Annotated in this window: 20 protein-coding genes and 2 pseudogenes; 5 read left to right on the top strand and 17 right to left on the bottom strand. The window is 52.2% G+C overall.

Annotated features, from left to right (window positions below):
• Positions 1–3 precede the first annotated feature (3 nt).
• The 13 genes from feoB to GO003_RS25275 form a co-directional block, all read right to left on the bottom strand.
• A complete protein-coding gene (gene feoB, locus GO003_RS25215; protein WP_159651870.1) occupies positions 4–2,334 on the bottom strand; it encodes a Fe(2+) transporter permease subunit FeoB in 2,331 nt (776 codons plus the stop codon).
• Complete coding sequence (locus tag GO003_RS25220; RefSeq protein ID WP_159651872.1) at positions 2,331–2,561, bottom strand: FeoA family protein; 231 nt, start codon at positions 2,559–2,561, stop codon at positions 2,331–2,333. The genes feoB and GO003_RS25220 overlap by 4 nt, the downstream gene beginning before the upstream one ends.
• A 13-nt stretch (positions 2,562–2,574) precedes the next feature.
• Entirely contained in the window at positions 2,575–4,725 is a 2,151-nt protein-coding gene (locus GO003_RS25225; RefSeq protein WP_159651874.1) for a heavy metal translocating P-type ATPase, read from the bottom strand.
• A complete protein-coding gene (locus tag GO003_RS25230; protein WP_159651876.1) occupies positions 4,725–5,204 on the bottom strand; it encodes a YtxH domain-containing protein in 480 nt (159 codons plus the stop codon). Before GO003_RS25230 ends, GO003_RS25225 begins: the two co-directional genes overlap by 1 nt.
• Complete coding sequence (locus GO003_RS25235) at positions 5,197–5,523, bottom strand: hypothetical protein (RefSeq protein ID WP_159651878.1); 327 nt, start codon at positions 5,521–5,523, stop codon at positions 5,197–5,199. Before GO003_RS25235 ends, GO003_RS25230 begins: the two co-directional genes overlap by 8 nt.
• A 5-nt stretch (positions 5,524–5,528) precedes the next feature.
• Positions 5,529–5,864, bottom strand: a complete 336-nt coding sequence (locus tag GO003_RS25240; protein ID WP_159651880.1) for a hypothetical protein — start codon at positions 5,862–5,864, stop codon at positions 5,529–5,531.
• 1 nt (position 5,865) lies between these two features.
• The gene (locus GO003_RS25245) at positions 5,866–6,561 is read right to left on the bottom strand and encodes a ferritin-like domain-containing protein (protein WP_159651882.1); all 696 of its coding nucleotides are present in this window, start codon (positions 6,559–6,561) and stop codon (positions 5,866–5,868) included.
• The gene (locus tag GO003_RS25250; RefSeq protein WP_159651884.1) at positions 6,548–6,889 is read right to left on the bottom strand and encodes a heavy-metal-associated domain-containing protein; all 342 of its coding nucleotides are present in this window, start codon (positions 6,887–6,889) and stop codon (positions 6,548–6,550) included. The genes GO003_RS25245 and GO003_RS25250 overlap by 14 nt, the downstream gene beginning before the upstream one ends.
• Entirely contained in the window at positions 6,876–7,157 is a 282-nt protein-coding gene (locus tag GO003_RS25255; RefSeq protein WP_159651886.1) for a hypothetical protein, read from the bottom strand. The genes GO003_RS25250 and GO003_RS25255 overlap by 14 nt, the downstream gene beginning before the upstream one ends.
• A gap of 87 nt (positions 7,158–7,244) precedes the next feature.
• On the bottom strand, positions 7,245–7,790 hold the full coding sequence (locus GO003_RS25260; protein WP_159651888.1) for a c-type cytochrome: 546 nt from the start codon (positions 7,788–7,790) through the stop codon (positions 7,245–7,247).
• 18 nt (positions 7,791–7,808) lie between these two features.
• Positions 7,809–9,131: a carbohydrate porin gene (locus GO003_RS25265; RefSeq protein ID WP_159651890.1), complete on the bottom strand. Its 1,323-nt coding sequence runs from the start codon at positions 9,129–9,131 to the stop codon at positions 7,809–7,811.
• A 417-nt stretch (positions 9,132–9,548) separates the two neighbouring features.
• A complete protein-coding gene (locus tag GO003_RS25270) occupies positions 9,549–9,779 on the bottom strand; it encodes a DUF6686 family protein (protein ID WP_159651892.1) in 231 nt (76 codons plus the stop codon).
• A complete protein-coding gene (locus GO003_RS25275; protein ID WP_159651894.1) occupies positions 9,772–10,041 on the bottom strand; it encodes a hypothetical protein in 270 nt (89 codons plus the stop codon). Before GO003_RS25275 ends, GO003_RS25270 begins: the two co-directional genes overlap by 8 nt.
• Positions 10,042–10,342: 301 nt before the next feature.
• On the opposite strand from GO003_RS25275, the gene GO003_RS25280 reads away from it, so the two are divergent.
• Positions 10,343–11,371, top strand: coding sequence for a peroxidase family protein (locus GO003_RS25280; protein ID WP_331001675.1), 1,029 nt, complete (start codon positions 10,343–10,345; stop codon positions 11,369–11,371).
• Here GO003_RS25280 and GO003_RS25285 read toward each other — a convergent pair.
• The 3 genes and pseudogenes from GO003_RS25285 to GO003_RS25295 form a co-directional block, all read right to left on the bottom strand.
• Positions 11,364–12,591: pseudogene (locus tag GO003_RS25285) on the bottom strand (ISL3 family transposase). The gene GO003_RS25280 and the pseudogene GO003_RS25285 overlap by 8 nt on opposite strands.
• Before the next feature lie 15 nt (positions 12,592–12,606).
• A complete protein-coding gene (locus tag GO003_RS25290; RefSeq protein WP_159651896.1) occupies positions 12,607–12,924 on the bottom strand; it encodes a hypothetical protein in 318 nt (105 codons plus the stop codon).
• Between the two features lie 371 nt (positions 12,925–13,295).
• Positions 13,296–13,892, bottom strand: a complete 597-nt coding sequence (locus GO003_RS25295) for a recombinase family protein (RefSeq protein ID WP_159651898.1) — start codon at positions 13,890–13,892, stop codon at positions 13,296–13,298.
• Positions 13,893–14,044: 152 nt separating this feature from the next.
• On the opposite strand from GO003_RS25295, the pseudogene GO003_RS25300 reads away from it, so the two are divergent.
• The 4 genes and pseudogenes from GO003_RS25300 (at position 14,045) to GO003_RS25315 (ending at position 20,422) form a co-directional block, all read left to right on the top strand.
• Positions 14,045–17,112, top strand: a pseudogene (locus tag GO003_RS25300) (Tn3 family transposase).
• 570 nt (positions 17,113–17,682) lie between these two features.
• Positions 17,683–18,531, top strand: coding sequence for a tyrosine-type recombinase/integrase (locus GO003_RS25305; protein ID WP_164505700.1), 849 nt, complete (start codon positions 17,683–17,685; stop codon positions 18,529–18,531).
• Positions 18,525–19,436: a tyrosine-type recombinase/integrase gene (locus GO003_RS25310; RefSeq protein WP_231089284.1), complete on the top strand. Its 912-nt coding sequence runs from the start codon at positions 18,525–18,527 to the stop codon at positions 19,434–19,436. Before GO003_RS25305 ends, GO003_RS25310 begins: the two co-directional genes overlap by 7 nt.
• On the top strand, positions 19,433–20,422 hold the full coding sequence (locus GO003_RS25315; protein WP_159652056.1) for a tyrosine-type recombinase/integrase: 990 nt from the start codon (positions 19,433–19,435) through the stop codon (positions 20,420–20,422). The genes GO003_RS25310 and GO003_RS25315 overlap by 4 nt, the downstream gene beginning before the upstream one ends.
• Positions 20,423–21,019: 597 nt before the next feature.
• On the opposite strand, the gene GO003_RS25320 is transcribed toward GO003_RS25315, so the two are convergent.
• Positions 21,020–22,240: a PepSY-associated TM helix domain-containing protein gene (locus GO003_RS25320; RefSeq protein WP_159658093.1), complete on the bottom strand. Its 1,221-nt coding sequence runs from the start codon at positions 22,238–22,240 to the stop codon at positions 21,020–21,022.
• Positions 22,241–22,246 lie beyond the last annotated feature (6 nt).

Genomic DNA, 22,246 nt, shown 5'->3' on the forward strand with positions numbered 1-22,246 from the left:
CGACTAAGAATCCTGATGGATCGGAACAGTTTGCAACACCGATTTTTCTCGCTGACCGATATGCCGCAAGGTTAGCAAGACCACAGCAAATAACGTCAAAATCACCATCGACCAAACCAGCGACTGTTGGGGATGGCGGCTCCAGGTCGCGGTTTGATAATACAAGGTAGCCAATCCATAGCCTAAACCGGTGGTCCAAAAAGCCACGAATAATGTCCAGGCTCGGCCCGATTCCTGGTAGGTCGCAGCAATCGCCGCAGTACAGGGCATGTACAAGAGGATAAACAATAAGTACGCAAAGGCGCCGTCCTTGCCGTCGAATCGACTGGCCATCGCGCCGAAAATTCCGGTGGAAATTTCCTCTTTTTCCGCCACAGCAGTTTGATCGTGGACATCCCCGATGTCCAACCCCAACGGGTCCAACCAAGCGGACAAGGCTTCGCTTAGATTGACGGGCACCGTCGCAGCTGCATCACGCAGGCTATCGGCCAAGTCGAAAGCGTCTTTCTGCGCATTCTCGGCTGAAGCACTGCTTGCCAAAGCCGTGTAGGCGGCGTTCAAAGTGCCGACCACGGCTTCTTTGGCCAATACGCCGGTAAAAATCCCTACTGCTGCGGGCCAGTTGTCTCGGTCCAGACCGAACGGCGAGAACGCCGGCGCGATGGTGCGGCCAACCGCGGCCAATACCGACTTCTCACTGTCTTCGTTGCCATAACTGCCGTCGGTGCCGACCGCGTTCAGTACGTTGAGCACCAGTACCATCGGCACGATGACTTGGCCGGCGCGCAATACAAAGCCTTTTAATTTATCCCAGGTATGAATGGCGATGCCTTTCAGCGTTGGCAGGTGATACGGCGGCAATTCCATGATGAACGGCGTCGCCTCGCCTTGCAGCAGTGTGGTTTTTAAAATCAAGCCCGTCAATACCGCAACGATGATGCCGGTCAAATACAAACCAAACACAATGTTCTGCGCCCCGTCGGCGAAAAAAGCCGCTGCGAACAGCACATACACCGGCAGCCTTGCGCCGCAGGACATAAACGGCGCCATGGCGATCGTCATCAAGCGGTCGCGGCGATGTTCCAGCGTGCGGGTGGCCATAATGGCTGGGACGTTGCAGCCGAAGCCGACGATCAACGGTACGAAGGATTTGCCGGGCAAACCGATCCAACGCATGAAGCGGTCCATAACAAACGCCGCCCGCGCCATGTAGCCGGAGTCTTCCAGCACCGATAAAAACAGGAACAAAAAGCCGATCACCGGCACGAACGTGGCTACCACTTGGGTGCCGCCGCCGATGCCCTTGGCGAGCAGCAAGGTCAGCCAATCCGGCGTGCCGATGCCGTTTAGCCAGACGCCAAAGCCATCCACGAACAAGGCCTGCGCAGCTTGGTCGAAACAGTCGATAAAGGCGCCGCCAATGTTGATCGTGAACATGAACATCAGATACATCATCAACAAAAAGATCGGAATCCCCAATGCCCGATTTAGCACAATACGGTCGATACGGTTAGTCAGGTCGCGATTGATCCGGCCGCTGATCGTCACGCAGTCTTTGCAGATACAGCGAGCCAGTTCGAAACGGGCATCGGCCATCATGATATCGATATCCTCACCCAACTTTTGCGACCACGATTTAGCTTCTTGCCGCAGTTCGGGGGCCACCAAGCCCAGCGCCAAGTCGTCGCCTTCCAGCAGGCGCATGGCCAACCAACGTTCGGACCAACCCAAGCGCTTTGCAGTGCCTCGCAAACGCTCGCTCAGCACGACGATAGCCTCTTCCAAGGCGGGTTCATAAATGACTTCGACGGCGGCGGCTTTCGGGGTGATCGCCGCCTGGACGATAGCGGCTTTCAACGCGGCGATTCCCTGGTTTTCCGATGCTGTTACCGGCAATACCGGACAACCCAGGCGTTCGGCCAATCGGGCGGCATCGAGCTTCATGCCTTTGCTTTCTGCGACATCGATCATGTTCAACACCATCAGCATCGGCACGCGCATTTCCGCCAACTGGCTGGTCAGATACAGGCTACGTTCCAGAATCGAAGCGTCGACAATGTTGACGATCAAATCGGCCTCGTTGCTGTGGGCGTAGTCGCGGGCTACACATTCGTCCAGAGACACTTCCCGGTCGGCCACGTCGAGGGAATAAGTACCGGGCAGGTCGACGACCTCGAACTGACAATCGGCATAGCGGTATTCGCCACTTTTCTTCTCAACGGTGACGCCGGGCCAGTTACCGACGCGTTGTCTGGCGCCGGTCAAGCCATTGAACAGCGTGGTTTTCCCACAGTTGGGATTGCCGACCAAGGCGATGGTATAACGGGTTTTCATGGCAGCTTGTCCACGGATAGGGCGTCGGCTTCATCCTTGCGTAACGACAAGGAATAACCGCGTATTAGAATTTCCAATGGATCACCGAGCGGCGCTACCCGCACCAGACTGAGCTCGGCACCGGGAGTCAGGCCCATCGATAACAATTTGCGTCGATAGGCTTTGCCGCTGGGATTAAAGCCAACCACTGTGGCGCGTTCACCGATAGCAAGTTCTTTTAAGGTCATGCAGCCTCTTTAATTAGTAGGTCATACGTTGCTGTTTGCGCGGCGCTCGGCTGGCGCGGGCTTTGGTTTTAGGTGGCATGCCGCCGCCCAGTAGAGCGCGCAATAATATGGCAATCGTGCTGCCGTTGTGCAGCATTGAGGCTTTTACCGGACTCAGCCAGCCGAACGCCGCCGCCGACAAAATGCCGGTATTAAGGCCCACGGTCAGCTTGAAATTGCTGTCGATGAGTTTGCTAGTGGACAGAGCCAGAGCGCGGGCATCGGCGACGCGGGCGATGTTGTCTTCCAATAAAGTGATATCGGCGGCAAGTCGCGCTATGTCGGCACCTCGGTGCATGGCGATGCCAACATGCGAGCCGCTTAGAGCCGGCGCGTCGTTGACGCCGTCGCCGATAAAAGCAATAGTTGAACCTTGTGCCGCCAGTTCCTCCAGAATTTTGGCCTTTTCGTGCGGCAACAGGTTAGCGTGAAATGCGTCCAAGCCTAGTTGTTTTGCCAACTGGCTGGCGCGGTCGTAATGGTCGCCGGTCAGCATTAGAATACGCTTGACACCCAGAGCGCGAAGGCGTGCTACCGTAGCGGCACTGTTGGCGCGGACCGTGTCGGTCAACACCAAAATCCCCAATAACTTACCACCGAAGCCGATGTATAAAATGGTTTTGCCTTCGGCGTTGATTTTATCCAGCACGTCTTTGTATTCGGCGAGGACAATGCCTTCGTCGTCTTCGATGAAATGCCGCGAACCGACCACAATGCGCTGGCCGTCGATGACGCTGGCGACACCGTGAGCCACGACGAATTCCACCTCCTGGTGTTGAAAGTGCTGATGGCGATTTAAGCTGTGCGCAGCCTCGACAACGGCTTGCGCCAGTGGATGGAAGTAATGTTCCTCGACCGAGGCGGCCAGATTGATCAAATCTTCCGGGCTGAAGTCGTGGTTGAAGGTAATCGAATCGGTGACCTGCAAGGCGCCACTGGTCAGCGTTCCGGTCTTGTCGAACACAAAGGTGTCGGCCTTGGCCAGACGTTCCAGCGCATTGGCGCCCTTGACCAAGATGTTGCTGTGACCTGCCCGATACATCGCCGATTTAAATGCCACCGGTGTAGCCAATTTCAAAGCACAGGAATAATCGGCCTGCAATACCGCGGCGACCCGTTCGCTGTCGCGGGAAATCAACCAAGTTGCCGCCGCCAGCGCCAATACCAAGGGTACGGTTTTGTCAGCCAAACGCGATGCTTCCAGTTGGGTTTCGCTTTTGACGGTCAAGGACTGTTCGACCAGATCGGCGATGCGGGCAGCGGCGGCTTGGCGGCCGACTTGTTCGGCGTAAATGCGGATGCGGCCTTCTTCGACCAAGGTGCCGGACAGGGCTTTGTCGCCGCGCTTACGGACGACAGGAACACTTTCACCCGTCATCGTAGCTTCGTTAACCAAAGCTTCGCCGCCCAGCACCGTTCCGTCGATCGGAATCACCGTGCCGGTGGCGGCGATGACGGTATCACCGACCACGACTTCATGCGCCGGAATCAAGGTTTCGGCGCCGTCGCGTTCCACCCAGACTTCTTTACTACCGGGTTCCAATAGATGTTTCAATAAATCGTCCGAGCGACGGGCGATCGAATGTTCCAGATATTCACCCAGAGCCAATAAAAATGAAGTGGTGTTGGCAGCCAAATAATCGTGGCGGCCTATCGAAATAGCTACCGCCATGGCCTCGAGCACATGCGAGGTAATGCCTTTTTCCAGAAAGTCGTCGATGGCTTCGCCCAACAGCGGAACGGCGGTGCCGAAGGCGACCGACATTTGCATGGATGGATTCAGACTTCGGCTGGCCAGCAAGGTCGCCCCGCTCATGGCCACCGCGCCGAGGCGGGCGGTATCGCTGGCGAGCGCTTTGCCATTGGGCAGCGGGTTATCGGGCGGTGCTAATGTCAACAATGCGGTCGCCAAAGTATCGGTGTCGGTGGCGTCAGTCTCGTATTCGATCACCAACGAGCAAGCCACTGGATTGACCTTGACCGTCAGTACGCCCTGGATGGCCTCGACGGCGCGGCTGATTTGCCGAGGTTCCAGCGATGTGCCACGGCGGCAGCGGTATCGAAATCGGATCCGCCCACGGGTACTGTGTACCGGCTCCATTTTGGCGAACCAGGTCGCGGACATTACTCGTCTCCGTGACGTTCCGTGGCGACTTCGGCCTTGATGTCGGCCATTTGCTCTTTGAATTCCTCGAACCCGCCGGCTACGCCGGCATAAACTTTCATTGCCGCTTTGATTAATTTGCCGCGAATCTCCTCATCACCCAATACCCAGGCTGCGCCGGCGCCTATCATCAATCCCAACAGGAATTGATCGGTATGCTGTCCGGGCAGAAAAGACGACATTTGGCGCAGAAAGTCGCGGTCGACGCTGCCTGCGCCAAAATTACCCGCACCATAACCGGGTGCGCCGTAACCTGCGGTCTGATCGTGATCAAAGCCATGAGCCTGATGCTCACGCGGCATGCCGGTTGCCGGATCGAAGCCTGCTTGCCAGCCGCCGTAGGGCGGTGGATAACCATAACCGTTGGCTTGCGGCGGTTGACCGTAGACGTAGCCGTATTCGTTCGCTTGGCGTTTTTGTTTTTTGTGTTTTTTACTCATCAGAGTTCTCCTGAAGTATTTCCGAATCCTTTAGCAAATTTTCGAGCAGCAACACGCCGGCCGCACCGATGGCGACCGATAGCAAGGCGTCGGTGTAATTACCGTGACGCAGGGCTACAGCGGAACGGGCGCCAGCTGCCAATGCGGTGCCGCCTTGCAAACCCTGACGCAATATCCGTTTATAGTCTGCCTTGGAACACGGTTTATTGACATCCTGAAACGCGGATAGGCAGGCGGAGGCGACAAACCCCTGTGTAAAGCTGGCACCGCCTCGCATTTGTGGTAGTGAGTGCGCATAAGGGTATGGTTGGTATTTCATGGGGTTTACTCCTGATCGCTTTCGGGATGTTCATGTTTAATGGAATGCTTGCGTGATGCGGTTTTTTTAGACCTGGCTTTACCCGCTTCCTCGGCGGTCAACTTGGCGCGGGCCTTGGCAGATGCGCTTTCGATGGCTTCCAGGCCGGACACCGTGGCATTGCGCAATTTGTCTTGTGCCTTTTCCAAGGTTTCCTTAGTCGATTGACTGGCCTTATCCAAGGTTTCCTTGGTCGATTCGCCGGCTTTTTTCAGGGTGTCCTGAGTCGATTTGTTTTTCAGCAACTGCATGGCAACGATCCCGGTAGCCACGCCAGCTGCGAAACGGATTAGATGTAACATGTCAATTCTCCTGTTTGTTGCGAGCTAAGCGGTTGCGGTAAAAGTAAACCCCTGCGCCACCGGCGGCCAGACCGAGCAACATGGATGGTGTGGTTCGGCGAAGCAGCGGGCTGAACAAACCGATGGGGCCGGCGTGAGGACTCAGATGAACCAGGGCTTTTTCCACCAGATCGGCCAGAGGACCGTGTTGTTCGTAAGCCTGTTGCGGCGGAATGCCTCGCTCGGTATGGTAGCGTTCTTGCGCCATCGCCTCGGCTAGGGCTTCCTGAAACGCCGGCAGGTGGTTATTCAGCGAGGCAGCCTGCAAATTCAGCATGACGTTGCCGACTTGCGGATCGACGACATGTGGCAACAAGTAGTGGTAGAGACGGATATTGGCGATTTCGCCGACCACAGCGCGCTCGCAGTTGGCGCGCCAGGTCGGTTCGATTTCGGTTTGTGTCGGAAAAGGGTCCAACGGTCGCGGGATTCCCAGGCGTTCGCACTGCCGTGATAGTGCGTCGACGTGACGTTGTTCAGCGCGCACGATATTCGCGAACGGTCGGTGCGGGCCGAAGGCTTCAACGACCTTGCCATAGAAAGCGCGCGCGGCGTACTCGTCGTAAAGCGCGATCCGCACGGCTTGATGCAGAATCGGAAACGGCGCGTTGGGATTGAGCCTGCGCGAGCGCAGGATGGCTTCGTCATAATTGGGCATAGCTGATCTCCTGATAGGTGTCGCGCAGGATGTTTTCCAGTGACTGAGCGGCGGCCGAGGACGCGCCGGCGATGAAATCCTGCCACGCGTGATCAGGAATCACGGCGGGGTCGTATTCGATCAGGCAGGAGCGGGCGAGTAGATTGATGCGCACCGAGCGCACGCCGGGTGCGCGCTCGACCAAAGTCTGAAATCGTTCGGTGTCGTTGCGGCGCGGTAAAGGCAATTCCTGGGGATAAACCTCAAGACGTAGCCGGATACGACCATGAATATGGTGGGCGATCTGAACTTTATGGAGATAGCCGCACAGGTGTTCAAATGTCGGCATCGCATTGCCTCCTAAAAAAACTCGATTGGCTGGTAGCGGCTTGCCAATCGCGTAGCAATTTTGCGGGATCAAGCGGTTGGCTTAAATCACGACATCCTTTTTTCATAATTAAATGTCCAGTAGCGATTTTCCGAGTAAGTGAAAAAACGCCGGTCATTGTTCTGCCAAGGCAATGGATAACCTTGTAAAAACAGAAGTTCGGAGTATATGCCCGCTGAATGGCGTTTACAACTGAGTATTTTGATAAAGATTCGTCCCTTTTTTTCATTGAAAATCGCCTGAATTGTGTTGGTTACATTTGCGCCAGTTTTGACTGTATCGTTTTGGCAAATCAAAGTCCTCCCCTTAACCAGGATTATTTTGAGAAGGTTCTCAGGTACAGTATTACTTCCCAGATTTGTTCCTCGGTCAATTCGTTCTTGTGGCCGCGCATGGCGGTATAACGTGGGCGTCGGCCGGGGCGTTTGATTTTTGCCTTGCTTTGTTCATGTTCTAATTCGAAAAGTCCCGAACCATTTTCAATGACCCAAAACAATTGTCCATCCGGAAGATTGTCCATGAGTGCTTTACACGTGAAATCAGTCGGAGAGGGCTGCAGGTGTTTGCCGATCGGCCCCCTGCCATCACCGTTGACTCCATGGCAATTCATACACGGAACGGGCTTGGCTTCACGTCTGTAAAGTTGCTTTCCATTTTCGATATTTTCAGGCGTCATCTCTAACGGATTTTGTCTTAAATAATAGGTTTGCGGAGCTTGTGGCGTCTGACGAATGGAGGAACAATCGGCTTTGAGAGCGAGTTCATCCGACGAGCTAGGGGGGGGCGTTGAACAACCCGCAAAGAGCAGCAAGGCTGCCAAAGCGAAATGCAACGGGAACCGTGTCAAAGTAGCGAACATCATAAGAAACCCCGAACCTCTTTAGAAATTGATATTGTAGCGAAACCCGCCGACGATGCTATCGTCCAGCGTAGGATCGGTGCCGGGATTAATATAGTATTGGAGAACCGGTTGGAAGCTTAGCCACGGCATCAACTGCGCTCTATAGGTCAGCTCCAAGGCTATCTCAGCATTCTTGACGGATTGGCCGGCATTGTTTTGTGCTGTCATGAACTTGTTACCGTTAACCCCCACGGTGACGCCCAGGCCGAGCACATCATTATCCCTTCTAGGAATCAGGCCTGTATAGACTAATCCAGCGCCATAGAACATCTGGATCTGATTCACGTCCTCGTCAGCGCCTCCGATGCGGAGGAAACCGCTTAACCCTTGGTCGGCTGCATCCGATTCACTCAAAATTTTGCCTTCGACAAAGCTGTAGATGCCGTAAGTGCCATCCCTAGCTACGGGATCACCGTCTGGTGCCGTATCAACCAGATCATCGAATTCAGTCGTGTATAGCCATGAGCCCAAGCCAAAGCGAAGGAAGTCAAACGCGCTGGGCTGGTAATTGAGTTCATCTACGATAAGCAAACCGTCACCGTCATTTAATCCGATTTGCGTTCCTTTATGATTGCCGGGGTCGCCTGGGACACCGTCCAGGACCGCCGCCCGCAGGGTGATTTCATCAGTAATATTGGCGCGGAGCCTGAGACCAATCGAGCTCACTGGAAAGATCGACGGACCATTGATGCCTGTTTCTGACAGATCCAAGCCTGTGCCGAAAGCGCCGTTGATAAAAACATCCGCAGTTTCCTTGGCATCAAACTCGGAATCCACAGCGAAGAGTCCCACCAAAAATCCGATCCGGTCATTAAACAAAGATTGTTCATACCAAGCTTCAAAAAGTTTAAAGGTATCGTTGGCTGCCAAGTTACTTGGAGCCGTGATGCTCCCGGTCGCCTCGCCAGGGTCTTTTCCATGGGTGCCCAGAGCCATTATGTAAACGGTACCGCCGGACAAGCCCACTAATTTTTCCATGTCTGCAGTGAGCGATGTTTCCAGCAGGTTGGCATAGCGAACATCGGAACTTACACCACGGGAGTTGACCAATAAGTCACCCGTATTGGCAATATCGATGCTGATTCCGTATTCCAGCAGAGTCGAGCGTACACCACCCCAATCACCTGTCAAGGTGCCATCGAAAGGTTCGGTCTGTTCCAACGCTGCTTCTGTCTTGGGCTCCTCGGATTCGATAGGGGTGGCAAATACCGTATCTTCAGTAGCAACGGCAAAACAAACGACGATTACCACGGCGAGCGATAATTTATTCTTCTCATGAAAATGATGTTGTATTCGATTCATCGTCAACCCTATGCAATCGGTAAATTATTGATTCAGTATCCGTCGTAATGACGCTAATTTTTTCGGGAACTGCGTATAAGGGGCTGAACCACGAATAGAGTTAAAATGGACTGCGTTCTTGTTGATCAGCCGGTAGGCAACATGAAAATAATGTTCGCCGGGGGTGACCCGAAAGCACGGACTTACCAGATTGCAACTAACAGTATCAGCAGCCAACCGACACTCACCGCACCTGCATCAAGCCAGATATGCAAAGCCCCTCAACGTTCAAGACGAAACAGTAAACCGCCGAAGGCCAACTGATAAAGGCGTAGGCCGGATCGCTGGTACCGTTTTTTAGGCTGGCCGCTAAACGGACTGACTCAAATTATTCAAGGCATTGCGGATCGAATTACATCAGTAAACTAAATGTTGCTTTTAGGTAACCATGCTCAGCATCGGGCGAGTGCGGACCGTTTTTTGATTCTGCCGACTCAGGTTTTTGCTGGCTTGTGCGATAAGAAGCGCAAGGTCTTCAAACTGCTCAACATCAAGTCGCAAGGATAGGTTTTGCCAATGCAAATGCACAACGCCGCATTCGCGGCAGGTCAATATTTTTCCAGCTTGGTTGCTGGCAAGATACTCATGGGTACAGGGCTTTTTAGACATAGTCGAGTTCTCCGGATAGATGAGATGGGTAAGTCGTTTCGGTAGGTGGAACGGCAAGCTTCGAACAATTGCCATTTACAGTGAGCTTTGATTTGCCAAGCGAAAACAGCAGCTTCCAGAGGATTTGCTTGACATTTAAGTCCAAGCGATGAGAGTCGGTGTTGTGGATCTGACCGCTGGCTAATAACGACCTAAAAAAGTTCGGCTTGATCTCCAAATATAAAGTTGTCGGTGTTTTGAACAGATGCGCGAAAAATTTCATAAGGTCACCTAGATGCTTTCTATAGCAAATGATAATCATTCTTGTTCAGTATTTGCAACAATTTTATTCGTTCTATGGCGCTTTTAGCTCGCATTGTTTTTAAACACCGTTTTGAATTAGATAGGTTCAGAGCGAAAGGGAGATCAATTTCAAAATTCGAAATATTTTTTGGAAGATTGTGTTGATTAATACGGCAGCGCTGTCGTGGTCGCTTCGAAACTTTATCAACTGATGCGCGAATCACGGAGCCACTTATTTACTCTGGTTCATTTTTGAGTCAAGTAGAAGCCGAACGTCCGCATTGGCATTTGCTATCGCGGAGGTAATTGCAGGCAACCCGGTGATGGCCAAGATGGCACCAACCATGAATAGCTTCTGGTGGCCGGCAGATTACGGGCCGTTTTTTATTCGCATGGCCTGGCACAGTGCCGGCGTATACCGGATCTTCGACGGGCGCGGCGGTGCGGCGGGGGGCCAACAATGCTTCGAGCCTCTCAACAGTTGGCCGGATAACGTCAACCTCGACAAATCCCGCCGCCTGTTGTGGCCGGTCAAACAAAAATATGGCGCCAAGCTGTCCTGGGCCGATTTGATGGTCTTGGCCGGTAACGTAGCGTTGGAAGAGATGGGCTTCAAGACGAAAGGTTTTGCCCGTGGCCACGCCGACGACTGGGAGGCCGAGATCGTCAATTGGGGAAGCGAGAAGAAATTTCTTGCCGATGAGCGCCACGATGACAAAGGCGAGCTGGCGAAACCGTTGGCCGCAGTACAAATGGGCCTGATTTACGTTAACCCGGAGGGACCTGGTGGCAACCCCGATCCGCTGGCGGCTGCCAAGCATATCCGCGAAGCCTTTGGCAGGATGGCGATGAATGATGAAGAAACCGTAGCTTTAATCGCTGGTGGCCATACGTTCGGTAAAGCACACGGCGCACATAAATCGGATGAGTGCGTAGGCAAAGAACCGGCCGCCGCCGGTATTGAGGAGCAAGGCTTAGGATGGGCCAACCGATGCGGTAGCGGCCATGGCCCCGACACCGTCAGTAGCGGCCTGGAAGGCGCGTGGTCGACCAATCCGACTCGCTGGACCCATGACTATTTGACCTGGCTGTACACCTTTGATTGGGAACAAACCAAGAGTCCAGCCGGCGCGACGCAATGGATTCCCAAGGAGGGCAAAGGCGAGAACTTTGTACCGGACGCGCACGATTCCAACAAACGCCATGTGCCGATCATGTTTACTACCGATATTGCCTTGAAAATGGACCCGGAGTATCAAATAATCTCCAAGCGTTTTTTGGATAATCCCACTGAATTTGGCTCTATGTGAAATACAGTGGGTAATCAAATTTCAACTTTCCACATAGGAAAATCATATTAATGAAATTGTTGATGTTGCGGTAGCCTCTGGCTCGCCGTTTAGCCAGCTGAATCTTACTATTGATGCCTTCAAGAATGCCGTTACTAATGAGTGATTCCACGAAATGCACAATCCCCCGACCAATGTCCTCGAACTGTGTTGGCAAACTTCGTAAACGCTGGAATTTTGGCTGCGTCCACCTCCTCAAACCATTGCCTCAAAAAAGCCTCCGCTGTCGGCTTGTCGCGCATTTCCCAGAGATCATTGAATAGCACTTTTAAGCGGTAAGCTTCGCCCAGCGTGGGGTAGAGTTTAATCAGTTCATCCAGCTCTTTTTCTTTTTTGTCGGATAGGTTTTCCCGGTTCTTTAGAAAAGTGTATTTGTGACCTTTCAGAGCATCATGCTCCTTGCGTTCGGCAATGCGCACCTGATTCATGGCCTCATTCAATAATTTCACAACATGGAATCGGTCAAAGGTAATTTGTGCAGACGGGAGTGATTCGGCAGCACCGGCAATAAATGACGGTGACAAATCCATGCTGATTTGCTCCACCTGTTCCTTATCAACACCCTTATTTTCAAGGTGTTGTTGAATACTTTGCAGCGTTGCCTTACCCTTACCTTCGGTGACATGAATCACACGGGCTTCATCCAAATCAACGCCCAGCGTGACGTAATGATGGCCTTTTTTGGTCGAGGTTTCATCGACGCCCAGCTTGGTTATCCTGCTCGGATCATCGGCTGCTTTTGCCTTGCTAATCCAGTGATTAAAGATAGTCCAGATGCGCTGTGGATTGACCTTCAGTATCTCGGCGACTCGGTTGACCGGCATTTCCCGTTCGATCAAGGCTAGCGCCAAGGCTTCAAATAACAAGGTAAAACCACTGCCCGGTCGTGCCCAGGGAACGTCAACAGTGCGGACTTTACCAGCGCTCGTGGTAATGCGCGGCACCGTACAGTGGAGGTAACAGGTGTGTTCAAAAAAACTCAAATGTTGCCATTGCCGCTCTACGGTATCATGCACTGGACAGAGGTTATTCGCGTCGTCTAAGAAGCGCGAGCCAGTCACGAAATCGATATGCAGATGAAGTTCGCTACGGGCCAATTCATCTGTAGAAAAGGTCACGGCTTTGACCTGCCAAGGGGGTTGCAGGCCTAAAGCCATGCTGAATAAAGTTTCACTGTTCATGGCTATATTATTGCATTACCCACTACGAATCACATAGAGCCTCAGCAGCGCCGAGTCATTCTGCTGCTTGCGCATCAGTTCGAGTTCGCGCTGATGTGCCGCGCTGATCCGGCTGATGTATCGGCGCACCATTACATACAACAGCAGCGAAGTAACCGCGACGAAGAACCAGCCCTTGGCCATGCTGGCCTGCACGAGCGCTGCGGGATCGCTGAACAACAATCCAATTACCCGGTCGGACAGTAGTATCCACAGGCTGGCGAAGAAGGCATACGCCAGCACAACGCGGAAGGTGCCACGCCAAGTTTTATCGCCTGTTTCGATCTCAGTCATTCGTGCAGTCCGGTTGGAAATAGAAACCCTTGAGCGACCAAGGGCATCATTATAAATCCATTTATACAACATGGTCATTGAGGAAGCTTGAGCAAGATGAAATAACCTCCATAGCTGTCGGCGATTGATGGACGGCTTACCGCCAGCTTGCCGCCCGACAAAAAACCAACCGCTCAGGCCGATGAGTGATCGGTCCGTTGGTGGGCAGTGCAGCTGTTCTTCTCAGTAAGCTGCCGTTGCCCTGCGCAACAGGCGAAGGTCCGCTGAGGGTCGGGTATTGCCGGCCAGACGAGCCATATAAAATCATTAGCACCTTATTTTAGGTGCTAACTCGGTTTTTCGTTCGATTGCGCCCCAATTCAAATGCAATTTTACGTTTCACCAGAACCATTCCGTTTTTCTGCCACATAGGAGAAGAATTTTCGCCTCCCTACGCCGGTAATCTCACAAACCTCGGCGGCGGTTTTGTCCGAGTTTTCGTATAGGATTCTGGCATTCTCCAATTTTGCAGGGTCAGTTTTAGGTCTTCCACCCGTTTTGCCCCGCGCTTTAGCAGACGAACGACCAGCAGCCGCCCGCTCAGCGCGAAGCTCACGCTCCATTTGGTGAATAGCACCCATCATCGACAAGAAACAACGACCAGTCGCCGTGGTGGTATCGATATTTTCGCGCAATGACACTAAATTAATTTGCCGCTGTTCTAGCACCTTTGCCGTTGTCAGTAAGTCCATCAAAGAGCGCGTCATGCGGCTTAATTCGCTGACAACCAAGGTATCGCCAGGGCGAGCATATTCTAAAAGCTGATCCCAGCCGGGACGATCCATGTGCGAGCCGGTCATCTTGTCGGAAAATATTTTGCCGCACCCGGCTTTTTGCAACGCATCAATCTGAGAATCCAGATTTTGGCCGGTACTGCTGACTCGGGCATAACCGATTCGATGAAATGGCGTAGTAGTATTGGTTTGCATGGTGCAAAAAGTTAACACATAGTGGGGTTAAATGCATTATGATTTTGGCAAAGGTTTTTGCACTCAAAATTGAAGGAATTGAAATTGAAAAGGATCGGTGAACATAGAGTGCAAAAAGTGTACTTTCTGCACTCGCCGAAAAGCTGTGCCGAATGAACGTCAATTCGCGCCGCCTGTCTATCCTGACGAGAAGTGAAATCGATGATCTATACGGGTTACCTCGTTTCAGCAATGACGACCGCAGTCTCTTCTTCGATTTAAGCGTGATAGAACAGAAAGCTGTCGACGCCGCTTATGCCCGCTCATCGGCAGTCCATTTAATCCTTCAAATCGGGTATTTCAAGGCCAAGCAACAGTTTTTTGTTTACGTGCGGGAGGCCGTGCTCGACGACCTACACTATATTCTCCAGCGGTATTTCCCCGACCAGGCATTAGATAAGATCAAAACCCTTTCCAAGCCGACCCGGCTCGAACAGCAACAAATCATCCTCCAGTTATTCGACTATCGCCTATGCGACGGCGAGGCCAAGGCGGCACTGGAACTGAAAGCGCAGCGGGTCGCCATGCTGTCGACACAGCCGATTTACATCCTACGCGAAACCTTACAATACCTTACTAACCACCGCCTAATTGCTCCTGGCTACACTTATCTACAGGACATGGTGAGCCGAGTAGTGACTGGCGAACGTCGGCGAATTACGGACTTACTGAAAAAAGCCATGACGCCGGATGTCGACAAGCAGCTCGAAGCCTTGCTTGAGTCCGAGGAAGGCATGTATCGCATCAGCCTACTCAAACACGAGCCTAAGGATTTCAGTTACCGCGAGTTACGCCAGGAGGTTGACCGCCGCAAATTTTTTCAGCCGCTGTATGAATTCGGGCAAAGCTTTCTGGGTACTGCCGGCCTGTCCAATGAGAGTATAAAATACTATGCATCATTGGTTCCGTTCTACTCCGTCTACAAGCTGCGGCGCATGGCGGAACCCACAACACGCCTGTATTTGCTGTGTTTCGCCTTTCATCGCTTTCGGCAAATCAACGATAATTTGATCGAAGCCCTGATTTGTCTCATTGGCCAATACGAGAAACAAGCCAAACTTGCCGCCGACGAGGCCATGCAGCAAGCCATCAACGAGGCCGGCGCGAATCTACAGGCGGCAGGCCAAGTTCTGGAACTGTTCATCGACAATTCAATCCCTGACGAAACACCGTTTGCGGCCATCAAGGAAAAGGCTTTCGAGCTACTCAACGTCGAGAGCTTTCCAGTCGTATCCGGTTTTATGCGTAACATCGAATTCGATAAAACCGCTTTTGAATGGTCGTATTACGGCACGCTACGCCACAAATTCAAGCTCAATTTACGACATTTGTTCTGTAACCTCGATTTCGTCTGCCTGGTGTCGGATGAACCACTGTTGGAAGCCATTTTGTTTCTACAGGAGCTGCTGCGCCAGGGCAAGACGCCACGACAAATGAACCCGGCCAACTTCCCGACCGGAATCATCGCAAAGAATTTGCAACGGTATTTATATACCCGGACGGAAGAACAAAAAAAGAAAACCCTAGAGGTTGATCGCTATGAGTTCCTGGTATACCGCGAGCTACGGAAGGCGCTTGAAGCCTGTGACGTATTTGTTCGGGACAGTAATGAATTTCGCAGCTTTGATGACGACCTGATCAACACCGAGCGCTGGAATAAGGATAGAGACGCGATATTGCAAGAAATCGGCGCACCGATTCTGTTGACACCAATCCAGGATACGTTAGCCGCGCTCAAGCGGGAACTGGAAGCCAAGTACAAATCAGTGAACCAGCGCATTGAAAGCGGCGACAATAAACATATCAAATTCACCGGTAGCGGGGACAAGCTTCGCTGGACGTTGGTTTATCCCTCCGAGGAAGAGCCAACCAACAGTCCTTTCTATGCTCAATTGCCAAGTATCGGCGTGGCCGACCTGCTTTGGTTTGTCGCTGAAAGAACAGGACTCCTGAAGTCATTTGCCCACGTTTTGGAGCGGTACGTCAAACAAGATGCCGATCCGAAACCGATCCTGGCCTGTATCGTTGCCCTGGGTACCAATATGGGCTTATGGAAAATGGCGGAAGTCTCGGGGCTTAGTCATTCTGCGTTGCTGACGACGGCTCGAAATTTCCTGCGGGCGGAAACGCTGCATGCAGCGAATGACGCCATTTCCAACGCTACGGCTGCGTTACTCGTTTTCCAAGTGTACGACATCCACCACCAAAAGCATTCTAGCAGTGACGGCCAGCATATAGTCACGCAGATCGACACGATCAATGCCCGACACTCCAGCAAGTTTTTCGCGCTAAAGAAAGGCGTAAACTCCATTACCTTAGCCATGAATCAAATGCCAAGATTATCGGCGCGCACGAGCACGAATCGCATTTCGTGTTCGACATCCTGTACAACAATACAACGGAGATCAAGCCGGAAAGGCATTCGACGGACACGCATGGCACCAATCAAGTGAATTTCTTTATTTTGCGCGTCTTCGGCTACCAATTTTCGCCACGATATCGTGACCTGCATAAAAAGATCGATAGCCTAGTTGGGTTCCAGCACCCAAGCCGTTATGGCGATGCCTTGTTTAAGCCATCGCGTAAGGCCTTTGATACCTTAATATGCAAGGAGTGGCCGAATATCCAGCGCATTCTGGCTTCGCTTGCACAAAAAGATGTGACTCAAGCAACCATCGTGCGTAAGCTCGCCAGTTATAAGCGGCAGAACCAGACCAAGAAGGCACTATGGGAATTGGACAATATTTATCGGTCACTTCATATCCTTGATTTCATCGATGACCCGATACTCAGGCAGCGCATCCAAAAGGCGCTTAATCGCGGCGAGGCGTATCATCGCATGCGACGAGCCATATCCTATGTCAACGCCGGCAAATTCCGGGTAAAAACCGAAGCGGAGCAGCAAATCTGGAACGATTGTTCCCGGCTTATTGCCAACGCCATCATTCATTACAACACACTGATCTTGTCGCGGGTGTATGAGCAAAAACTGGCAGCCGACGACCAGGATGCTATCGTGATCATTAAAGGTACTTCGCCCGTCGCCTGGCAAAATGTGAATCTGATCGGTAAGTTTGAATTTACGGAAGAAAACGCCAAGGTTGACATTGATGCGTTGGCGGCACGATATAACGATCCTGATTTCTGGCGTAAGTCTGTGGAAGAAGGTAGCGACCTATAACATTAGCTATTGTTAATTTTTACCTTTTCGAGGATATGTGGAGTTCAGGAATATGCCGAGTATAATTGCCAATGGACGGCAGTAACCGCATAAAATCATCACGTTTGCGCCATTCGATCCACTGATTTAATCCGCATATTATTGCCGTCTTTCATCTCACCGATTGAAGGAGGTCAGTATGCTTACAACATATCTTAAACGCCAGACTACTCTTACCACTTACTACACCAGCTCTGCTGGACCATATTTGGATGAGTTCACTGACTGGTTAGCTCAGTGCGGGTTCCACGATGAAGTCATATGCCAATATCTTCCGGGCGTCAGCGAGTTTGCGGCCTGGGTTGATGCCACCTATGGCAACCTGACTTCATTTCCAGTTAACGCACTTAATCATTTTCACGATTACCTCGCTACACGCGGTCGATTGCGCTATTCAAAAGGTCAGCACTCGGTATACTGGTTGGTGCACATCACTTTGTCGAGTTTCTCCAGAGTCAGAACAAAATCGTCGTCACCGAGATATCACCGAAGACGACACAACCGGAGCTCTTCCGTCAATTTGAACACTGGATGCAAACACACCACGGAGTGCAGTCTTCAACGCTACGCAATTACCGCCAGCATATCGTTGAACTGCTATCAACGCTCGGCGAACATCCTGAACAGTTCACCGCAGACGCGTTGCATACCTTTATCCTGAACTACGCTCTCGGGCGCAGTCATGCACTCGCTAAGAAGCGAGTGACGGCAGTTCGTATGTTTATTCGGTTTTTGATCACAATGGGGCATTGCCAGCCAGGCCTTGAGGCAGCGATTCCGGCTCTTGCCGAATGGCCACTTGCGCGGTTGCCTCGTTATTTACTTCCAGAAGAGGTTGATCGTGTCCTTGCCCATATTAATCGTACCACGCCAATCGGCATCCGCGACAAAGCAATCCTTTTACTACTGGCTCGATTGGGATTGCGAGCCAGTGAAGTCGCTGAACTAGCGCTTCCTGATATCGATTGGTCTGCGGGAACATTTTCCGTTATTGGCAAGAGCCGACGAGAGGCGAAGCTACCTTTGCCACAGGAGGTTGGTGATGCCTTGTTGGAATATCTTGAGAGTGCACGCCCATCGGTTAAAACTGACCGTGTCTTCATCACTGCAATCGCTCCCTGGATGCCAATAACCCGGCATGTTGTCAAGCAAGTTGCCGCTCAAGCGATACGGCGTGCTGGAATCAATGCCCCATCGTTTGGCGCCCATGTCCTGCGTCATTCAGCTGCTACAGGGATGCTGCGTCAGGGAGCGTCGCTCCAGGTGATCGGCGAGGTATTGCGGCACAGTTGTCTTGAGACTACGGCTCATTACGCGAAAGTGGACATAGCCTTGTTGCAGCAGGTCACGCGTTCGTGGCCGGGAGGAGCATCATGCTAAAAGATGCCATCGATACTTATTTGGCCGTACGCCGCGCTGCGGGCTTTAAGCTCACAGACGATGCGTTTTATCTGTTTCACTTCGCTCGATTTGCCACTGCCCAGGGAGACACGCATGTAAAGTCACAGACGGCTATCGCTTGGGCAGGACAGGCACGAACTGAATCACAGCGCGCTATCCGCTTGAAAGCGGTTATTCGCTTTGCCCGCTTTAGCTATGCCGCCGACAACCGCCATGAAATTCCACCACAAGGTGTATTTTGCTTTCAACGTCATCGACCAATTCCCTATCTCTATACCGAAGCAGAGATTCAGGCATTGATGGGTGCGGCAGCACGGCTGGAGCCAGCAGATTCGTTTCGTCCACTGATGTATCGCACCTTGATTGGGTTACTTGCGTCTACGGGATTGCGGATTTCCGAGGCGCTCGGCTTGTGTTTTAAGGACATTATGGCGGATGGGCTGCTGATTCGGAAAACGAAATTTGGCAAAAGCCGGATAGTGCCGCTCCATCCCACGACGCTTTTAGCACTGGAAGAGTATCTTGTCGAACGCGCTAAACTCGCCACTACTGATGATCATTTGTTTATCTCGAAGTGGCGTCGTGGGATGTGCCGCCAGACGGTATATGCCACATTCAAAGAGCTCCTGAAGATGGCCGGTCTCCCTCGCCAATCTGGGCTGCCACGACCAAGGCTAATCGATTTTCGTCATTCCTTCGCGTCGAATGCACTCGTAGACGGCCCGGATCGTCGCGATCAGGTCGGTCGCCACACGCTGGCGTTGATGACGTACTTGGGTCATGCCAGCCCAAACAGTACGTTTTGGTATTTAGAAAGTTCACCGCTCTTAATGGATCACATCGTTCGCGCCTGCGAACATTTCGTCGAGGAAAATACACCATGACTCCGATCGCCCCTCATATCACCGCATTTCTACAAGAACGATTGCCGCTACAACGAGCCGCGAGCGAGCATACCTGCGACAGCTATGCCTACGCTTTTCAACTGTTGTTTCAATTTGCCGCCGCTCGGTTGCATGTGACACCCTCCGCGCTCTTCCTTGAGCAACTCGATGCCGCTTTGGTGATGGATTTCTTGCAATATCTGGAAACGGAGCGCGACAACAGCCCGCGCACACGCAATGCTAGGCTCGTTGCGATCAAGTCATTTATGCGCTTTATGGAATATAGAGAACCCGCGCTCTTAGAGCAGAGCCGACGTATCTTAGCCATTCCCGCAAAGCGAACAGATACACGGCTAATCAATTATTTGTCATTAGACGAAATGCAGGCACTGCTCAATGTACCGGATCTGAAACGCCGCGACGGTATCCGTGATCGAGCTATGATCCACCTCTGTTTTTCGGCAGGACTGAGAGTATCCGAACTGGTTCATCTCCCATTACAGGCGCTGGAGTGGCAACCATCACCCAATGTACGCATTTTCGGTAAAGGGCGTCGAGAACGTCTATTGCCACTCTGGAAGCAGGCAGCTTCCGATCTGCGTGCATGGCTTGCCGTGCGAGGACAACCAGCTGCGACAGAACTCTTCCTAAATGCACACGGAGAACCCATGACCAGATCGGGCTTCGAGTATGTGCTGAAGAAACATGTGGAAGTGGCTGCTAAACGTTGCCCATCTATTGAGAAAAAACGGATATCTCCTCATGTCCTACGTCACACCGCCGCGATGGTGGTATTGCAAGCAACAGGCGATATCCGAAAGGTATCGTTGTGGCTTGGACATGGGGATATCCAGACGACCGAAGTCTATCTACGCGCTGATCCGACCGAAAAACTTGAGGCGATGAGTGCGATGGTCCCGCTTACGCTTAAACGTGGTCAGTTCCGTGCGCCGGACCAGTTGATTGCCTCTCTACGAGGCGGCTAGAATATGCTGAGTAGTTCGGAGCCGAACGACCCATGTTGTTCGGCTCCTCCGTTCGCTACTTTCCATATTCCTGAACTCCGTATATCCTCGAATATGCTGAGCTCAGCATATTCGAGGGGATGGGCAAAAATAGCCAAAATGGCCAAGTCACGAGGTCGTTCATCACCTAAGCAATCATAATGTAATCGAGCGAATACCGGTTCCAACGAGCATGTCACTGGATTTATGTATGATAAGCTGACCTTTGTGTCCCTATTATTGAGTAAATACCTAACGAGGCTTCGCCTCAGACCAACGAGTCGTGATTTGCTCGCATTTTTGCCTAGCCCTTCATTGGCTAACACTTCGTGAGGATGCACATTAATTCCTGTAATTCGGACTCATGAACGTACATTATTTTGTGCGTTACGCTGACGCGGTTTAATCCGCCAGCGACTACTCAAGTCACTATCCGTAAGCGGTGCATCCTACAAAGTGGTTTTTTAAAAAGCTCATTTTTTGGGAGAGGTGTGTCTTTGTCTAAATTTTCAAACTTGACTCATTTTTAAATATGCTGCCAACTAAAGGTATGTAAATACATAGTTGCTTGTCTTTTATTCAGTCGGCTGAACTCAGACTAGAGACTGCCCGTTGTTTAACACGCAGGGCTTTGCGCTTACTCAGCCAAATCAACACACCGGTAATAGCCAACCCGACCACAGCCAATCCGCTCAGGGAAACCAAAACTCTGCCCGGCAGCCCGATGATTTGTCCACTGTGCAGCGGCAGTTGCCACGCTTCGAAAATATCGGCCGCCGTGCCGCTACCGGGGACGTAATCACCAAGATAAGCGCCGGTTGCACCGTCGAAATACAGATAACTAAGCCCCAAGCCTTGATTGTCGCCGTAGCCAACGCCGAAAATGCCGTAGCCGGCGTTGTAAAAAATGGAGGCCTGCGCTTTGTCCCAGTCGCGAGTTGCTGCTTCAAGCGCCGCGCTTTGCAGAATATCGGCAAAGGCCATATTCGCTTCTACCGGGGGTTGTTCGCTACGCTGTTCCCGAGCATCGAACGGCGATGGGGTAAATTCGGAAACCAGCGAAACCACGGGCTCGAAAACCGCATCGCGCAGATTCAACGAGATGGCGCTGACAGACATCATCAGCATCAAGACCAACAACCATAAGCCACCAGCGCGATGCAGATCAAAACTCAAGCGCATGGCACTGGCACCGGGTTTTATCCGCCAAGCCATAGCCCAGCGTTGCAGCCAATTTTTTTGTAAACCGTGCCCGTTTGGCGATGGCTGCATTGAACGAGGCTTCGTTTTCGGCAGGGTCAGATAAAAACCGACCAGTGACTCGAACAGCCAGACGATCGCGGCCGAACCCATCACCCACAAGCCGGTTTCGCCAGGTAATTGCAAGCTGTAATGCAGCACGTAAATAAACGGAATCAAATGCCGGCGCTCGAAGCAACAAGCACCCCAAATCCGTCCGCCCAAAACCTTGCCGCTAACCGGATCGACGAATAATTCGTCGGCATCGACCAGCTGATCGGCGTCGGCCGCCCGGACAGTAATCCGCGCCGCCTTGCCGGCTTCACGGTTTAATGGCAGCGAGACGATGCGATATTGCGGCCAATCGTGCTGCAAACGTTCCATCAATTCGCCCGTGGCAAGCAGCGGCCCTTGCTCGAGACTTTCGAACAAATCCGGATTAAGCCAGGCGTCTAGTTCCTGTTGGTAGGCAATGATGCTGCCGGTCAAGCCGGCTAGCAGCAGAAACAAGGCCGCAGTCAGACCGAGGAAACGGTGCAGCCGAAGCCAGATTTTCCGCATGGTTGC

It is taken from the genome of Methylicorpusculum oleiharenae, from assembly GCF_009828925.2.
Classification (GTDB): Bacteria; Pseudomonadota; Gammaproteobacteria; order Methylococcales; family Methylomonadaceae; genus Methylicorpusculum; species Methylicorpusculum oleiharenae.

Bases quoted from the DNA above. Each gene is read 5' to 3' on its own strand.
- GO003_RS25310 (WP_231089284.1), top strand. From the start codon at position 18,525: ATGCTAAAAGATGCCATCGATACTTATTTGGCCGTACGCCGCGCTGCG.
- GO003_RS25315 (WP_159652056.1), top strand. From the start codon at position 19,433: ATGACTCCGATCGCCCCTCATATCACCGCATTTCTACAAGAACGATTG.
- GO003_RS25240 (WP_159651880.1), bottom strand. From the start codon at position 5,864: ATGTTACATCTAATCCGTTTCGCAGCTGGCGTGGCTACCGGGATCGTT.
- GO003_RS25255 (WP_159651886.1), bottom strand. From the start codon at position 7,157: ATGAAAAAAAGGGACGAATCTTTATCAAAATACTCAGTTGTAAACGCC.
- GO003_RS25295 (WP_159651898.1), bottom strand. From the start codon at position 13,892: ATGCAAACCAATACTACTACGCCATTTCATCGAATCGGTTATGCCCGA.
- GO003_RS25260 (WP_159651888.1), bottom strand. From the start codon at position 7,790: ATGATGTTCGCTACTTTGACACGGTTCCCGTTGCATTTCGCTTTGGCA.
- GO003_RS25230 (WP_159651876.1), bottom strand. From the start codon at position 5,204: ATGAGTAAAAAACACAAAAAACAAAAACGCCAAGCGAACGAATACGGC.
- GO003_RS25225 (WP_159651874.1), bottom strand. From the start codon at position 4,725: ATGTCCGCGACCTGGTTCGCCAAAATGGAGCCGGTACACAGTACCCGT.
- GO003_RS25290 (WP_159651896.1), bottom strand. From the start codon at position 12,924: ATGACTGAGATCGAAACAGGCGATAAAACTTGGCGTGGCACCTTCCGC.
- GO003_RS25235 (WP_159651878.1), bottom strand. From the start codon at position 5,523: ATGAAATACCAACCATACCCTTATGCGCACTCACTACCACAAATGCGA.
- GO003_RS25320 (WP_159658093.1), bottom strand. From the start codon at position 22,240: ATGCGGAAAATCTGGCTTCGGCTGCACCGTTTCCTCGGTCTGACTGCG.
- GO003_RS25245 (WP_159651882.1), bottom strand. From the start codon at position 6,561: ATGCCCAATTATGACGAAGCCATCCTGCGCTCGCGCAGGCTCAATCCC.
- GO003_RS25270 (WP_159651892.1), bottom strand. From the start codon at position 9,779: ATGTCTAAAAAGCCCTGTACCCATGAGTATCTTGCCAGCAACCAAGCT.
- GO003_RS25250 (WP_159651884.1), bottom strand. From the start codon at position 6,889: ATGCCGACATTTGAACACCTGTGCGGCTATCTCCATAAAGTTCAGATC.
- feoB (WP_159651870.1), bottom strand. From the start codon at position 2,334: ATGAAAACCCGTTATACCATCGCCTTGGTCGGCAATCCCAACTGTGGG.
- GO003_RS25265 (WP_159651890.1), bottom strand. From the start codon at position 9,131: ATGAATCGAATACAACATCATTTTCATGAGAAGAATAAATTATCGCTC.
- GO003_RS25275 (WP_159651894.1), bottom strand. From the start codon at position 10,041: ATGAAATTTTTCGCGCATCTGTTCAAAACACCGACAACTTTATATTTG.
- GO003_RS25305 (WP_164505700.1), top strand. From the start codon at position 17,683: ATGCAAACACACCACGGAGTGCAGTCTTCAACGCTACGCAATTACCGC.
- GO003_RS25220 (WP_159651872.1), bottom strand. From the start codon at position 2,561: ATGACCTTAAAAGAACTTGCTATCGGTGAACGCGCCACAGTGGTTGGC.